The sequence below is a fragment of the Phycisphaeraceae bacterium genome (genome assembly GCA_019636675.1).
Classification (GTDB): Bacteria; Planctomycetota; Phycisphaerae; order Phycisphaerales; family UBA1924; genus JAHBXC01.
This window is the reverse complement of the sequence record JAHBXC010000004.1, coordinates 1-15855: the sequence shown is the minus strand read 5'-3', so window position 1 is coordinate 15855 and position 15855 is coordinate 1. Positions and strand designations below refer to the sequence as shown.

Genomic DNA, 15855 nt, shown 5'->3' with positions numbered 1-15855 from the left:
TTAGCCGGTGCGCAGACTTAACCTTCGTTTTCTTTTCATGAGGGGCCCAGACAAGAATGTAAGCCAGAGGAACGCCCCCGGGCTCGGGATTGCCATGGCGAGTCGAAAGCCGGCGATCGGCGACTCTGGCCAACTGAACTGATTGATATTCCATCCGATGTGATCGCCGTACAGCAGCAGCGTCTCGGTGCGGTGCATCTCCGTCCCGGCGACATGGCGATAGCGATTGACTTCCGCGCCGGCTAGGAGCGACTCCGTCCACTCTTGCACCCCACCGGAGAGATCGACGAGCCCCCACGGGCTCTGTTCATTGGGATAACTGCCGACCTCCTCTGGCAAGCCTGGCAGTGTCTGCTGGTCCATGCCGAAGTTCGTCTGGCCTCCCTCGTCGGGGAAGCCGGGGGTAAGGCGCTCATCGCTGGCATTGGGGTACATCCAGTACCCGCCTTCGTCATCTCCGGAGTGGTTCGGATCCCAGAATGCGGCCTTGTTCCACTCGTCCTGCGTGGGGATCCAGAACCGCGCGTCGACGCTGCGAGACGCCTGATCGTTGCGCGAGCCATCGGGGTTGGTAATGAAGGTCGATGTGTTGTACGCGCCGGTCTCGAAGACCCACGCCGGGACATCGGAGCCAGTGGGGGCGCCGTGATGCATCCAGTTAGCAAAACGCGCCGCGAAACGCCATCCCATCTCCGCAGGTTTGTTCGCGTTCGCCGCGGGGAGCAGGAAGCTTGGCACACCGTTCCCATCCCGACCAACGAAAGAGATCCCCTTTGTAGAAGCTTGCGACGAGTTGGGCGAGACCCCTGTCGCGTCGATGTGTGGCGCGAAAGCGTTCAGAAAGACGAGGTACTCGGCGTGCGTGACTTCGCGCGTCGTGATGCCGTAGCGATAATCAACGCTGCCGATGACTCGCTCCGGCGAAGGGCCGGGCGGGTCGAACAAGAACCCCGGGTTCCCCGGATCGCCGATCTCGCTGAAGGTGAGGCCGTGCTGCTGCGTGAAGCGCAGGTGCTGGTTGTTGTGGACGCCTCCGGAGCCCTGCGCGAGTGCGGGGCCCGTGAACAGCAGCGCCAGACTGACGCCGGCACACATGACGAGTTGGGACTGGCGAATACACATCGCGCTCGGACTCCTTCCAGAAGTCTCGGTCCTCGTGGCTCCGGGCGTCTGCCGACGCCGACGCGATCGTGAGGACAAAGAACCCGCATACCAAAGACATTCCCGGACCGGCATCCGCCGGTCGCTCCTGTGCTCTTCCAACATAACGGAAGCCCCGCGTGCCGCAAGAGGAAAGTCTTGAAAATGCAGGGGTTTCTGTCGCGAGCAACACACACCCGTGGCACGGCTGCGCCGTACCACGCCACCCCGTCTGATGCTTCTTCTCCGCGCCCTCCGCGGCCCCCCGCGGTGAAATCCCCGCTCAGCCCGGCTGCGACTCCACCCACCCCTGCGCCTCGTGGCGCACGATCGCGCCCGTCGCGGCGTAGATCACCTGCTCGGCGATGTTCGTCGCGTGGTCCGCGATGCGCTCCAGTTCGCCGGCGATGGTCAGCAGCGAGAAGCCCTCGTCGATCGTCACGGATTTGTTCGCCAGCCGCTCTTCGGTGTCGCGCGTCAGTTGGCGTTTGAAGCGTTCGACGGCGTCCTCGCTGGCGAGCACGACCTTGGCGATGGTGACATCGGTGTGCTCGAAGCAGCGCCGGGCCGCGTCGACGATGCCGATCACGCTGTTGGCCATCACGCGGAAGGTCTGGGGCGGGCGGGAGCCCAGGTCGGCGAAGGTGCCGGCGCACTGGGCGATGTTCACCGCCAGGTCGGCGATGCGCTCGGCCTCGTTGTTCACCTTCACGATGGTGAGGATGAGCCGGAGGTCGCGCTCGGGCAGCGAGACGGGGTTGCTCGCGACATCCACGAGCAGCGCGACGGCGGCCCTCTCGATCGCGACATCGACGCGGTCGATCTCGTCGTCCTGGGCGGCGAGGGAGGCGGCGCGCTCCCGGTCGGCGTCAAAGGCGGACTCGATCGCGCTCTCGACCACGAACTGCACGCGCAGGCACTGCGAGGCCATGTCGGCCTTGAGGCGGGCGGCGCGGGTCGTGAAGGTCTCGGGCGAGAGGGGCATCGTGGTGGGCTCGGGAATCGGACGGCGGGGAACGGTACCACGCTGGGAGTGGCGAGCAAAGCCCGTATCATCGGATCTCGCCCGCCGGGACACGCCGCCGGGGAGGGTCCAGCCAGTGAAGGAGCGACTCGGATGCTGTTCTCCATCGAATCGGTGCACGCGCGACAGGTCCTCGACAGCCGGGGCAACCCGACGGTCGAGGTGGATGTGGTTCTGGAGAGCGGCGCCAGCGGGCGCGCCGCCGTCCCCTCCGGGGCGAGCACCGGCGAGCACGAGGCGGTCGAGATCCGCGACGGCGAGAAGGGCGTCTACGCCGGCAAGGGCGTGACGCGTGCGGCGATGAATGTCGTCGAGAAGATCGCGCCCGAACTCCTCGGCATGGACGCGCGCGAGCAGGAGCAGATCGACCGGCTGATGCTGGAACTGGACGGCTCGCCGAACAAGAAGCACCTGGGCGCCAACGCGATCCTGGGCGTGTCGCTGGCGGTGGCCAAGGCCGCGGCCCAGGAGAGCGGGCTGTCGCTGTACCGCTACATCGGGGGCAGCGGCGCGCGCACGCTGCCGGTGCCCATGTTCAATGTGCTCAACGGGGGCAAGCACGCCGACAACACGGTGGACTTCCAGGAGTTCATGGTGCAGCCCTGGGGCTTCGATACTTTCGCCGAGGGCCTGCGCGCCGGCGTCGAGATCTATCACGCGCTCAAGAAGGTGCTGCACGAGAAGGGGCTGAGCACCTCGGTGGGCGACGAGGGCGGCTTCGCGCCGAACCTCAAGGACAACGAGGACGCGCTGCGCCTGCTGGAAGAGGCGACGAAGAAGGCCGGTTACAAGTGGGGCGAGCAGATCTTCGTCGCGCTGGACCCGGCGACGAGCGAACTGTGGAACGAGGGCGCCGCCCGCGGCAAGGAGGGCTATTGCTTCTTCAAGAGCGCGCCCGACCGCGTCGTCAGCAGCGACGAGATGATCGACTACTGGGCGAAGTGGTGCGAGAACTACCCGATCCGTTCGCTCGAGGACGGGCTGGCGGAGAACGACTGGGAGGGGTGGGCGAAACTCACGAAGCGCCTGGGCGACAAGGTGCAACTCGTGGGCGACGACCTGCTCGTGACCAACGCGTCGTTCGTGCGCAAGGCGTTGGCGCAGAAGGCGGCCAACGCGGTGCTGGTGAAGGTGAACCAGATCGGCACGCTGAGCGAGACGCTCGAGACGGTGAACCTGGCGCAGCGGAACAGCTGGGGCGCGGTGATGTCGCACCGCTCGGGCGAGACCGAGGATTCGACGATCGCGGACATCGCGGTGGCGACGAACTGCGGCCAGATCAAGACCGGCGCGCCGTGCCGCAGCGATCGGAACGCGAAGTACAACCAGTTGATCCGCATCGCGGAGGAACTGGGCGACGCGGGCGTGTACGGGTCGTGGGTGTGGAACCGCGGGTGATGGCGGCCGGGGGCTGACTCAGCGACGACGGCGCGACGCGGCCGCGGCGAGTCCGAGGCCCAGGAGGAGCCCTGCGCCCGGCGAGGGGATGGGGTCTTCGGGCGTGCGCGGGTCGCCCCCGGAGCCGCCCGAGCCGCGTGCGCTGCCTCCGCCCAGCGAGAGTGCGCGGGGCGCCCCGCCGCCGCCCGCGCCGCCGCCCTCGCTGAAGAGGGGTGAATCGCTGGCGACGATCTCGAGGATGGCGAGGGACCCGCTGCCCGGGGCGCCGTCGTGGCTGATGACGATGCCCATGAGGGTCATGTTGTCGGGTATGAGGCCTGCGCTGAACCACGCGTCGAGGTCGACGCCGAAGCCGAAGACGCCCTCGCGTGCTTTGCCGAGCGCGCGGGCGGTGTCCATCTCGATCGCCTGTCCGGGAGCGAAGCGCCCGTCGCTCGATCGCAGGAGGGGCGCGACGCGGATGCCCGAGACGGCGTCGGTCGCGCAGAAGACGAACACGTCGGGGCCGGCGGTGAGGGTCAGCGACCCGCTCGAGAGCAGGACCGCGGTTTCGACGGGTTCGGCTGTCTCGAGGTTGACCTCGACCGTGGTGCTGAAATCGAGGTCGTAGATCGCGCGCGGCGAGCGGATGTCGATGCGCTGGTTGTCCCAGTCGAATCGTCGCGCGACGAACTGCGGCGCCTTGGTCGGTGAGGAGCCGAAGGGCGTCCGGACGACGGTCGCGATCGCGCCCTGCTCGAGGTCGGCGCGGAAGTCGACGCCGCCGACCGGGAGGAACGCTCTGGCGGCGACGGAGTCGTGCAGGGCGGGGTCGAGCGTGCCGGACGCGAGGGCGTTCGTGACGCCCGGCGCGCATGCGACCGCGAGCAGGATGGAACGAATGGTGACTCTCATGCCTTGCGCATTCCTGACCCTGTGCCTTCGCAAGACCCACCATCGATACGGATGAGGGGCCCTCGGGGTTTTCCTTGGTGACTCCGCGTGCACTGAGAGTGTGCCAAGTATCGCGCTGGAACGCCAGCGGATGTCAAACTGGGGGGCCGGTGTGGATAGGGCCTGTGCCGATCCGGCAGGGTGGGGACCCGTCCTGGGGGGGGATCGCGCCCCCGGCAGCACGAGTGGGGGGGAATGAGAGCGCGGGGGCCTACGGTTGAGGGTTATGGGCAATCAGCAGGGCGTCCATCTCGTGCAGCTCGACATCGCCTGGGAGGACAAGGACGCGAGTCGCGCGCGGGCCGAGCGCCTGCTCGACGGCGCGCCCGTCGAGCCCGGGGACCTCGTGGTGCTGCCCGAGATGTGCGAGACGGGGTTCTCGATGAACACCGAGCGCACAGCGGATCGTGACGGTTCGTCGGCGCGCTGGCTCGCGTCGCTGGCGACGCGCCATCGCGCGTGGGTGATCGGGGGCATCACGGTCGACGCGCCGAATGACCGTGCGCGCAACCGCGCGCTCGCGATCGATCCCGACGGGGTGATCGTCGAGCGGTACGACAAGATCCACCCGTTTTCCTTCGGGAAAGAGGCCGAATCCTTCGAAGGCGGCACGCGCGTCGCGCGATTCGAGTGGAAGGGCGCGCACGACGACGGGCTCGTCGTGTGCCCGGTGGTGTGCTACGACCTGCGCTTCCCGGAGCTGTTTCGCGCAGGGCGTGCGATGGGCGCCGAGTGCTTCGTGGTGATCGCGAACTGGCCCGCCGAGCGCGCCGAACACTGGCGCGCGCTGCTGCGTGCGCGCGCGATCGAGAACCAGGCGTTCGTCGTGGGCGTGAACCGCGCGGGCGACGATCCCTACCTGGCGTACGCCGGGGGCAGCGTGGTCTTCGGGCCCCGGGGCGAAACGCTCGTGGATGCAGGGACCGACGCCGGTGTGGCGTCGGCGGCGCTCGATCCCGGGGCGGCCCGGGCGTGGCGATCATCGTTCCGGGCGTGGGAAGACGCCAAGGTGGCCCTCCTGCCGCGGATCGGCGAGGGCGGGGATCTGGTCGAAGGTGAAGCTGGGCAAGCGCCGGCGTCTCCCGGGCAGGGCGGATGACAAAGTTTTTCGAAAGGCGTCGAAAAAGGGGTTGACGCCCCGGGCAGATCCGCTACATTGCTCCTGTTGAGACGCAGGCAGCGGCCCGAAAGGGCGGCAGCCGGCAAGAGTAGGGAGGGAAGCACCTCTACTCATAACCGAATACGGCCCGCGACCCTGAGTTGCGGAGAACCCTTAGGATGCTGACTCCTCCGTGGTTGCTGCGGCTGCCTGACCTTGTGTCGGATGGCTGCGGCGGCAGAACACGGAATCCCTGTGCCTGCTCTTCTCGCGTTAACGCGCGGGGAGAGCAGTTCCTCGCGGCGTAAGCCATTACGGCCGCGACGCTTGAGCGGTTCCTCGGAGCCGCCCAGGCGCGACGAGTTTGAGGGAAGCGTCTGATCCACCGGAATGTTGAGCCGAAGGATCGGGACGACCATGCGGCTATCGTCTTCGTGAAGGAAGGACGAAAGGCGCGTGGTTGTCGTGCGCACCCCTTGACACGCCCCCGGAACATGCTAATCTGTCGTTGTCGCCGGAAGCACAGGTCCGGCCACGGAACACCTCTTGAGAGAGAGGTCGCGGCACGGCTCGGGACACCGAGACGACCGCATTCAGGGACGCCCCTCACCGGGCATCCGACAAACTGCCACATCCACGAAGGAGTCAACGAAGCCGCCTGGGAAACCAGGCGGCTTCGTTTTTGGTCAGGCGCGTGCGTACCCGGGGGATCCGCGCCTCGCCAGCCACCACATCACCGCCGCCCCGATCGCCGCGCCCACCGCGTTGCTCACCAGGTCCCACCCGGTGTTGATGTAGCCCCCGACATTCGTGTCGGGCAGCGAAAGGACGGCGGCGAACTCCACCACCTCGTTCAGCGCGCCCAGACCCATGCCCGCGAGGGCGCAGAGCACGAACGGCCACGCCGAGCGCCGGCGCTCCTCGCGCAGCATCGGGGTGAGCATCACGGCGCACACGCAGGTCGAGGTGAAGAACCCGAAGGCGTGCAGGAGCTGGTCGTACTTCAGGTACCCGCTCTCGGCGTTGAAGGGGATCAGCCACAGCGAATAGAGCACGATGTCCTCGCCCCCGGGCCCGCGCAGCGGCAGGTTGCCCCCCAGCATGTGCAGGATTCCCCACGCGCTGAGGCACCACAGGATCCAGGTCGGGATGCGCGCGACCTTCCGGTCGAGGAAAACCACCAGCGCCGCCGCCAGGACGACGACGACGGTGTACATCACGAACTCCGCGTTGCCCTTGACGATCGAGAGCGCCGCGAAGACGGCGATGTACAGCGCGCTGAACGCGGAGAGGATCGGGTGATCGCGGAGGAATCGGACCATCGCGTGAGTATCGGCGCGACGCGGAGGGGGTCGAGAGATTCCGAGATTCGGATCAGAGCCCCGGGCGGCGGCACGGGCTGTTGCGAGCGTGGTTCGTTGATCCGCGCACTCGCGAGCGGAAGAGATTCACCGCGGAAGGCGCAGAGGGCGCGGAGGGGAGAGGGATGGGGGGGCGCTGGCAAGCGAAGCGTACCAGTGGTTGTGCTCACGTTCCTCAACGCGTGACATGTTCAAACGCGGTCTGACCGTGCGGAACGATCGCATGCGCGAGAGCGAGGCGGGGTAGAAGAAGAGCCCGGGTCAGGAATGCCCCGGGGCACCGTAGGAGAGGGTCCGCAAAGACCAACACCACCCACTGCACTTCTTCTCCCCCTCCGCGTCCTCTGCGCCCTCCGCGGTGAATCTCTCCCTCTTCCCCGCCGTTCAAAAAGGCACACGACCCGCGACGGCAGGGGGCTCCCGTCGCGGGTCGTGTTCAAGGGGGGGTTCGGTAGGGCGTTTCTTGGTTCTTTCCGCTGTCCTGAAGCCGGGAGGAGACGGCCTCGTCGGGTTAGACAGGCCTCGTCTGCCCCGGTTGCAGGTCAGGGGGCGAGAATTTTCGTCAATCCTTCACCTCGTACTCGGCGTCGATCACGTCGTCGTCCTTACCGCCTGCGCCGCCAGAGGTTGCGCCCGGCTTGGGCTCGGCGGCGCCTTCGCCGCCGGTGGTCGACTTGGCCTGCTCGTACATCGCCTTGCCCAGCTCCATGCTGACCTTCTCGACCTCGGCGATGGCTCGCTCGATGGGGCCCTTGTCCTCACCCTTGAGCGCGCTCTCGAGCGAGTTGAGGGCCGACTCGATGTTGCCGCGGACCTCGGACGAGACCTTGCCGCCGTGCTCCTCGAGCGCCTTGCGGGTCTGGTAGAGGACCGAGTCGCCCTTGTTCTTGGCGTCGATCAGCTCGCGCCGAGACTTGTCCGCCTCGGCGTTGGCCTCGGCGTCGCGGCGCATGCGATCGATCTCGTCCTGCGACAGCCCGCTGCTGCCCTTGATCTCGATGTGCTGGCTCTTGTTCGACGCCTTGTCGGTCGCCTTCACGTTCAGGATGCCGTTGGCGTCGATGTTGAACTCGACCTCGATCTGCGGCACGCCGCGCGGCGCGGTGGGGATCCCCGTCAGTTCGAAGCGCCCGAGCAGGCGGTTGTCGCCCGCGAGTTGGCGCTCGCCCTGATAGACCTTGATCTCGACGCTCGTCTGGTTGTCGGCGGCGGTCGAGAAGGTTTCCTTCTTGCTCGTGGGGATGGTGGTGTTGCGCGGGATGAGCACCGTCATTACGCCGCCCATGGTCTCGACGCCCAGCGAGAGCGGGGTCACATCGAGCAGGAGGACATCCTTCACATCGCCCTGCAGCACGCCGCCCTGGATCGCGGCGCCGACGGCGACGACCTCGTCGGGGTTGATCGACTTGTCGAGCTCGGTGGTCTCGAAGACCTGCTTGGCGATCTCCTGCACGCGCGGGATGCGCGTCGAGCCGCCGACCATCACGACCTCGTCGATGTCCTTGGCGCTGAGCTTGCCGTCCTTGAGCGCCTGCTTGCAGGGCTCGGTCAGGCGGCGGAACAGGTCCTCGCACAGCTGCTCGAACTTGGCGCGGCTGATGGTCTCCTGGAGGTGCTTGGGCCCGCTCTGATCGGCGGTGATGAAGGGCAGGTTGATGGTGGTCTCCATCTGCTGGGAGAGTTCCATCTTGGCCTTCTCGCACGCCTCCTTGAGGCGCTGGAGCGCCATCGCGTCCTTCTTGAGGTCGATGCCCTCCTTCTTGCGGAAGGACTCGGCGACGAAGTCGATGAGTTTCTGGTCGAAGTCATCGCCGCCCAGGTGCCCGTCGCCGTTGGTGGAGATCACCTCGAACACGCCGTCGCCGATGTCGAGGATGGAGATGTCGAAGGTGCCGCCGCCCAGGTCGAAGACCGCGATCTTGGCGTTCTTCTTTTTCTCGAGCCCGTAGGCGAGGGCCGCGGCGGTGGGTTCGTTGATGATGCGCTCGACCTTGAGGCCGGCGATCTCGCCGGCGTCCTTGGTGGCCTGGCGCTGCGCGTCGTTGAAGTAGGCGGGCACGGTGATGACCGCGCGATCGACCTTCTCACCGAGGTAATCCTCGGCGACCTTCTTGAGTTCCTGGAGGATCATCGCGCTGACTTCCGGGGGAGTGAACTCCTTGCCGCGGACGCGCACCTTCACGAGGTCGGTCGGCCCCCCGATGATCTCGTAGGGGACGAGCTTCTCCTCGCCCAGGACCTCGTCGTGGCGACGACCCATGAAGCGCTTGATCGAGAAAACGGTGTTCTTGGGGTTGGTGACCTGCTGGTGCTTGGCCGCCTGCCCGACGAGTCGCTCACCCTTCTCGGTGAAGCCGACGACCGAGGGGGTGGTGCGAGTGCCGGCGGAGTTGATGAGGACCTTGGGCTGGCCGCCCTCCATGACGGCGACCACCGAGTTGGTCGTTCCCAGGTCGATGCCGATGATCTTGGACATGGTCGAAACCCCTTGAGGGTGATGGGTGCGGGTCGGTCGGGCGCGCCCGCCGGACGATGCCGAACGACGGGCGACGGTGATGGGGGGTGCAAGGATGGCGCCAGCCCGCGAGGGTCCGCCGGGGGGTTGAAGCCATGGATCGTCCCTCATGCAGGGCCCGGAGGGGGCGTGTCTGTCGCCCCGGCGGCCGCCCGCCTGCCAAACCGGCAGGGGGCAGGTTTCTGAGAATTCGGATTGCGTGGTCCGCGATGGCGGATTAGTCTGGTAGTGCCCGGCGCCGCTGAGTTGCGACCCCGCGCCGGGCCTCTCATTCTCGTGGGAGTCGATCCGTCGCGACGAACGGCAAGGAACACGGTCATGACATCACGAGCCTTTCCACGGCGCCGCCGCGCAGGTCTCTGCGCCGCCGCGATCGCGTGCGTCGCCGGGGCGGCAAGCGCCCAGGAGTTCCGCACCTTCACGGGCGAGTCCAATAACCTTGCCAACCCCTCGTGGGGCGCGGCCCACCAGCTGCTGCTGCGTTCGCAGGCCGGCTCGTTCTACGGGCCCCCGACCTTCACCTTCGAGATGGGCGGGCAGGGGCGCGAGAACGCTCGCGTGATCAGCAACATCCTGTTCTCGCAGCCCTCGATGGTCTTCGATTCACGCGGGCTCACCGACATGGTCTGGCAGTGGGGGCAGTTCCTCGACCACGACCTCGACCTGACCCACGCGACCAAGGCCGAGCCCATTCATATTGCGACGCCAATCGGCGACCCGTGGTTTGACCCGAACTCGCTGGGCACGGGCCTCATCACCGCGGCCAGGTCGGTCTCGGTCCATACCCCTGCGATGCTCGTTCGCGAGCACCCCAACGTGCTGACGGCGTACATCGATGCGTCCCAGCTCTACGGGAGCGACGACGCGAAGGCCTCCTGGCTGCGCGCGTACGCAGGCGGCAGACTCAAGGTCAGCTCGCACGCCACGGGCGATCTGATGCCCTTCGGCGACGGCGTTGTCGAGAACGACAGCGGGCCGTTCGGCGCCGATCCCACGACGATGTTCGTCGCGGGCGACGTGCGATCCAATGAGCAGTCTGGCCTGGCCGCGATGCACACGCTCTGGGTGCGCGAGCACAACCGCGTCGCCGACCTGCTCGCGGCTGCCAACCCGGCCTGGAGCGATGAAGAGGTCTTCCAGCGCGCCAGAAGCGTTGTTGCGGCGCTGATGCAGGTCATCACCTACAACGAGTTCATCCCGGCGTTGCTGGGCGAGAACGCGCTGCCCGCGTATGCCGGCTACGACGACGCTGTGAACGCCGGGATTCTCACCGAGTTCTCCGCCGCTGCGTTCCGCGTCGGGCACACCATGCTCTCGAGCGAGATCCTCCGCCCGGGCGAGAATCAGCAGACGATCCCCGAGGGCAACCTTCTCCTGCGCGACATGTTCTTCGACCCCTCGATCATCCTCGACGAGGGCGGGATCGATCCGATCCTGCGCGGGCTCGCCACCGGCAACATGCAGCGCGTCGACACCAAGGTCATCGACGACGTGCGCAACTTCCTCTTCGGCGCGCCCGGCGCCGGCGGACGCGACCTCGTGACCGTGAACATCCAGCGCGGGCGCGACCACGGCCTGCCCGATTTCAACTCGGCGCGCGTCGCCTTCGGCCTCGCGCCCAAAAACTCCTTCGCCCAGATCTCGTCCGACCCAGAGGTGCAGCTCGCGCTCGAGGCCGCCTACGGCGACACGACCGACATGGACCTCTGGCCGCTTCTGATGGCCGAGGACCACTTCCCCGGCGCGAGCGTCGGCGAGACGCTGCGCGCCATCCTCCTCGACCAGTTCCGGCGCGCACGCGACGGGGATCGGTTCTTCTACCTCAACCCGGCCGAGCCCTCCGACCTCGTCGACACGCTGAGCGCCTTGGGCATGACGCTCGCCGATCTCGACCAGACCACGCTGGGCCAGGTCATCCGGCGCAACACCGGCATCGTCTGGCTGCACGACTATGTCTTCCGTCTCCGTCTCCCGGGCGACGCGACGGGCAACGGCGTCGTGAACTTCGAGGACCTCAGCGCCGTGCTCACCGGCTTCGGCGGCACGGGCGTCGGCTCCGTCGGCGATACGAATGGCGACGGGAGGGTCGATTTCCTCGACCTCAACAACGTGCTGTCCTCGTTCGGCGCGTCCTACTGAGCGACGCACCGACAACCTTCGGCGCCCCACGCCGGCCCCCTCGGGCCGGTTTTTCGTTGCGGGCGTGATCCCGGAGGGAATCCGAACAAAGAGCGAATCCTTTGCTTGACAGGGTTCTGTTCGGACGATATTCTGTCCCTAACAGGAAGCGATCGTCCCGAGCAAGGAGGCCGCACGATGCTCAGCCCGAACCGAATCGCCAAACTCGCCGCCGCCGGTCAATGGTCTCGTCTGCTCGACGAGGTTCTCGCCAACGGGCGACCCCTGCCCGAGGCGGCCCGGCGCCGGCTGCACGAGCCGGGCGTGGTCCGTGCCGCGGCGGCGTGCCTGGGCATCCAGCGGGCGCTCGAGCTGACGCGCGGGGCGGTCCGCGCCGGCGAGATGGCGCCGCTGCTCGACGGGCTCGACGCGACGCGCGAGCGGTGGGGGGGCGATCGCGTCGCGCTCGCATTCGTCGCCGCCGGCCTGGCCGCGGCACGCGCCGCGTGGGGTGACACGATCGCGCCCATCGACGAAGTGAACGAACTGCTTTCGATCGGAGGAGAGCGAGGGGCGCTGAGCGGAGAGGGAAGCGAGCCGCTCGACGCGCTGCTCTGTGTCTGGACGCTCGGCGGCGTGGAGGGGTTCGTGACCTCGACCCCCAACAACATCGGAGCCCACGCCGCCGGGCGTCTCGACCTCGCAACCATGCTCGCGCACGCGACCCGCGCGATGGCGCGACTCGACCAGCGCTCGCCCCTCGCGTCCGACCTGCGCGTGATGCGCACGCTCGCGATCGTGGCGTCACGCAGACACATCAGCGCCCGCACGGCGGCGTGAATGATCTCGAGGGGATACGGCTGGAAGCTGAACGCTCGTGGCGCCCGCTACGCGTGCACCACGCCACCCACACTTCCCTCCCTCTTTTTCCCCCTCTGCGTCCTCCGCGACCTCTGCGATGAAATCTCTCTCTCTCTCTCTCTCTCTCTCTCTCTCTCGTGGTAGGTGAACGCATCGCACCGGCAAGCTTCGCTTGCCAGTGCCACCCACACCCTCTCCCGCTTCTTCTCCCCCTCCGCGTCCTCTGCGCCCTCCGCGGTGAACATCTTCTCTTTCTCTTACAACCCAGCCATCGCGCGAAGGGCCTTGTCGAGATCGGCGGGCACCGGCATCACGCTGAGACGCGCCTGCTTCACCAGCGCGAAGTCCTTGAACCGCGCGTCCGCCTTCACCTGCGCCAGCGTCACGGGCGTCTTCGCACGCTTCCCGGGCTTGAGGTCGAACACCACGCGCTTGCCCGTGTCGTCATCGGGGTCTGGGTACGGGTCGCTCACCAGCGTCGCGAGCCCGACGATCGCCTTCTCGTCGCCCGTGTGATAGACGAACGCCTCGTCGCCCTTCTTCGCGTCGCGCATGTGCTTCTGGGCCGCGTTGTTCGCGACGCCCGTCCACGCGCAGCGCTTCTCGCGCAGCAGGTCGTCGAAGGAATACTCACCCGGCTCGGTCTTGAGCAGCAGCGTAGCCATGCGTGCATCATGCGCGAGCGCGGCGTTCGAGGCAAAACGACAACGCCCCGCCGAGCGTGCTCGACGGGGCGCTAGTTGTTCAACGATCAATCCGGATCAGGCAAATGGTCGCTCAGCGGGACGCGACGGCCTTGTGGCACTCCGTGCCCTTCGAGCAGGTCTTGTCGTCGTCGTTCTCGCAGCCGGGCTCCTTGGAGCAGTCGGCCTTGAGCGCGACGGGCTGGGCGACGGGGGTCGCGGGGGTCGCGGCCTTGTCCGAGCAGCCGCCGCAGCCGGCGGCCTTGGTCTCGACGGACTGCACGTTCGCGAAGGCGGCGGGGATCAGCATGGGCATGCCCTTGCCGCTGTAGGCCAGGGTGCGCAGCGTGCCGATGGGCATCGGCGTGCCGCAGGCAGACGCAGGGGCCGAAGCCGCAGCGATCACCTTGCCGGCGTTGGCCGACGAGCAGGTCGCGGCGCCCGCGATCGCGGTCGTCGAAGCGCAGGTCGCCTTGGCGGCGTCAGAGCAGGTCGACGCGGCGTTCAGCGCGACGGGCTGCGCCTTGTGGCATGCCTCGTTCTTCGAGCAGGTCTTGCCGTCGTCGTTCTCGCAGCCGGGCTCCTTCGAGCACTCGGCGGTCGCCGCGTTCATCGACGCGGGGACGACCTTCGCCTCGCCCAGCGGGCAGATCTTGCCCGAGTCGGTGCAGGCCTTGACCATCGCCTCGGTGCACTTCGAGGGCTCGCACGAGGCGGCCATCGCGCACACCTCGCCGGTCATCGCGACCGGGGTGGCGCTCGCGGGCTGCGCCTTGTGACACTCGGTGTCCTTGGAGCAGGTCTTGTTGTCGTCGTTCTCGCAGCCGGGCTCCTTCGAGCAGTCGGCGGCCAGCGCGACGGTCTGGGCAGCGGGGGTCGCTTCCTTCTTCATCACATCGCAGCAGGAAGACTCTTTGGCGACGGCGCCCATCGACGCGCCGGTGACCGGGCACGACTCGCCGCTCTGGAGGGCGATGGTCTGGGCGGCCGGGGTCGCGGGCTTGACGCCGCAGGCCTGAAGGATCGAGCAGGGGGTGGTCCCGGTGAGGGCCATGCCGCCGGCGACGCCGACGCCGATGACGCCCGCGATGCCGAGAACGAGAGAGGTGGTCGCGCCGCCGCGTCGGAAAATCATGGTCATCACTCCTGCAGGAAGATCATTGAACGCCCGGGAATCGCCGGGCAGGACCAAGGCACACACATCATCGGCGCGAGAGCACCGCCGCTCGCACACGCAGATGAAACGCCGCTCAGACGGCGGTTGTTCCCCGTATTGTCGCAGAAATCGGCCCCGGGGCAAGGGGAAAATGCGGTCCGATAAGAGGGGTTACCGCAGAGGGCGCAGAGGACGCAGAGGGGAGAACGGGCAAGGGGAGGGGGCGTGGTGCGGCGGTTCTTGTCCCCCCTCCCGCTCGCGGGAGGGGGCAGGGGGAGGGCGAACTGGCAATGCTTCACATTCCGAAGACCCTCCCCTAACCCCTCCCGCTCGCGGGAGGGGGACCGGAGTACGCGCCGCCCATCTTCCTGCTCCCCACTCCGTATTCCCTGCTCCCACTTAAAAACGCTTGGCGATGCCGCGTTCCTGCGGTACCTTCTGCTCAGCACAAGGGGCCGAAGTCCCGGAGGAGACCCGCATGCGTATCCGTGAAGTCATCGCGCCCTCCGCCGCGGCGGTGGTGTGCGCAGGCACGCTCGCGTCTCACCCCATCACCACGATCCACGGCCACGAGTTCGTTACGGTGGGTGCGCCGGGCAACGCGGCGATCTCCGTCCCTCAGAGCAACGGCTTCGGACCGATGATCGACATCGGCCGCGTCGAGCACTCGTTTCGAATCACACGGCACGAGGTCACCGTGCGTCAGTGGCTAGGTTTCTTGGACGCGTACAGACCTCATCTGGCCCCATCCGACTACAACGATCCGCAGTTCAGCGGCTATGCAGCGCAGTACGCTGGTGTCGGTGCGGATGGACTGCCGCAGTATCAGGTTCACGCGCCGCAGTTCGCGAACTATCCCGTCACGCCCTCGTGGACCTATGTCGCCCGCTTCATGAACTGGATGCACAACGGCGCCAAGCCCATCCACGAGGCGACTTACGACGACTTCCACACCGGCGCGTACAACATGAACGACTTCGGTTCGACAACGCCGGTGGTCCGTCAGGAGGGGGCGCGCTTCTTCATCCCCAACTTCGACGAGTGGACCAAGGCCGTCTACTACGACCCCGACCGCTACGGCGAGGGGCAGCCGGGGTACTGGCTCTACCCCCACCAGAGCGACGACGCGCCGATCCCCGGTCCGCCGCCCCCGGACGGCAACGGTCAAACCAGCGGGGGGAACTACGCGTGGGGCGGGACCCCGCCGCCTCCCGTGGGCGCGTACGGGATCGAGACGCCTTGGGGCCTGCTCGACGCGTCGGGTAGCCAGCAGGAATGGACAGAGACCTACGCGATGGACCACCCGAGCTGGAACACGCCCCTGAATGTGCGGCCTGTGGTGGGCAGTTACGCGACGATCAACGGCAACAGCAGCGGTCGGTACGACGAACTCGGCTACTTCCTGGGTCAGTCGGCTTCGGGCAGTCTGCACGGCTTTCGCATCGCGACCGTCATCCCGGCCCCGTCGGCTGGCGCGGTGTTCGTAAGCGCAATGGCGTTCGCGGCGCGAAGGAGGCGCTGAACTTCCCGCCCCCTCTCCTGTCGCGCAGCGATGGGAGAGGGCCGG

At 67.4% G+C, this 15855-nt stretch carries 13 protein-coding genes; 5 read left to right on the top strand and 8 right to left on the bottom strand.

Features of this window, described 5'->3' with window-relative positions:
- Both KF684_12140 and KF684_12135 read right to left on the bottom strand, forming a co-directional pair.
- A complete protein-coding gene (locus KF684_12140; GenBank protein MBX3353673.1) occupies positions 1 to 1122 on the bottom strand; it encodes an SUMF1/EgtB/PvdO family nonheme iron enzyme in 1122 nt (373 codons plus the stop codon).
- A 301-nt stretch (positions 1123 to 1423) separates the two neighbouring features.
- Positions 1424 to 2125 carry a hypothetical protein gene (locus KF684_12135; protein MBX3353672.1) on the bottom strand — a complete coding sequence of 234 codons (702 nt, stop codon included), beginning with the start codon at positions 2123 to 2125 and terminating at the stop codon, positions 1424 to 1426.
- Positions 2126 to 2257: 132 nt separating this feature from the next.
- Between KF684_12135 and eno the strand changes: the two genes are divergently transcribed.
- Positions 2258 to 3562 (top strand): phosphopyruvate hydratase, encoded by a 1305-nt coding sequence (gene eno, locus KF684_12130; protein ID MBX3353671.1) that lies wholly within the window; start codon positions 2258 to 2260, stop codon positions 3560 to 3562.
- Positions 3563 to 3580: 18 nt separating this feature from the next.
- On the opposite strand, the gene KF684_12125 is transcribed toward eno, so the two are convergent.
- On the bottom strand, positions 3581 to 4456 hold the full coding sequence (locus KF684_12125; GenBank protein MBX3353670.1) for a hypothetical protein: 876 nt from the start codon (positions 4454 to 4456) through the stop codon (positions 3581 to 3583).
- A gap of 265 nt (positions 4457 to 4721) precedes the next feature.
- On the opposite strand from KF684_12125, the gene KF684_12120 reads away from it, so the two are divergent.
- Positions 4722 to 5594, top strand: coding sequence for a hypothetical protein (locus KF684_12120; protein MBX3353669.1), 873 nt, complete (start codon positions 4722 to 4724; stop codon positions 5592 to 5594).
- A gap of 686 nt (positions 5595 to 6280) precedes the next feature.
- Here the strand turns inward: KF684_12120 and KF684_12115 are convergent.
- The gene (locus tag KF684_12115; GenBank protein MBX3353668.1) at positions 6281 to 6916 is read right to left on the bottom strand and encodes a DUF2238 domain-containing protein; all 636 of its coding nucleotides are present in this window, start codon (positions 6914 to 6916) and stop codon (positions 6281 to 6283) included.
- A gap of 601 nt (positions 6917 to 7517) precedes the next feature.
- Positions 7518 to 9431, bottom strand: coding sequence for a molecular chaperone DnaK (gene dnaK, locus KF684_12110; protein MBX3353667.1), 1914 nt, complete (start codon positions 9429 to 9431; stop codon positions 7518 to 7520).
- Between the two features lie 357 nt (positions 9432 to 9788).
- On the opposite strand from dnaK, the gene KF684_12105 reads away from it, so the two are divergent.
- Both KF684_12105 and KF684_12100 read left to right on the top strand, forming a co-directional pair.
- Positions 9789 to 11609, top strand: coding sequence for a hypothetical protein (locus KF684_12105; GenBank protein MBX3353666.1), 1821 nt, complete (start codon positions 9789 to 9791; stop codon positions 11607 to 11609).
- Positions 11610 to 11786: 177 nt separating this feature from the next.
- Positions 11787 to 12428, top strand: a complete 642-nt coding sequence (locus tag KF684_12100; protein MBX3353665.1) for a hypothetical protein — start codon at positions 11787 to 11789, stop codon at positions 12426 to 12428.
- Positions 12429 to 12475: 47 nt separating this feature from the next.
- On the opposite strand, the gene KF684_12095 is transcribed toward KF684_12100, so the two are convergent.
- The 3 genes from KF684_12095 to KF684_12085 form a co-directional block, all read right to left on the bottom strand.
- Entirely contained in the window at positions 12476 to 12694 is a 219-nt protein-coding gene (locus tag KF684_12095; GenBank protein MBX3353664.1) for a hypothetical protein, read from the bottom strand.
- A 12-nt stretch (positions 12695 to 12706) separates the two neighbouring features.
- Positions 12707 to 13114, bottom strand: coding sequence for an EVE domain-containing protein (locus tag KF684_12090; protein ID MBX3353663.1), 408 nt, complete (start codon positions 13112 to 13114; stop codon positions 12707 to 12709).
- Between the two features lie 112 nt (positions 13115 to 13226).
- Positions 13227 to 14267 (bottom strand): hypothetical protein, encoded by a 1041-nt coding sequence (locus KF684_12085; GenBank protein ID MBX3353662.1) that lies wholly within the window; start codon positions 14265 to 14267, stop codon positions 13227 to 13229.
- Between the two features lie 499 nt (positions 14268 to 14766).
- Here KF684_12085 and KF684_12080 point away from each other — a divergent pair, with 499 nt between their 5' ends.
- Entirely contained in the window at positions 14767 to 15810 is a 1044-nt protein-coding gene (locus KF684_12080) for an SUMF1/EgtB/PvdO family nonheme iron enzyme (GenBank protein ID MBX3353661.1), read from the top strand.
- Positions 15811 to 15855 lie beyond the last annotated feature (45 nt).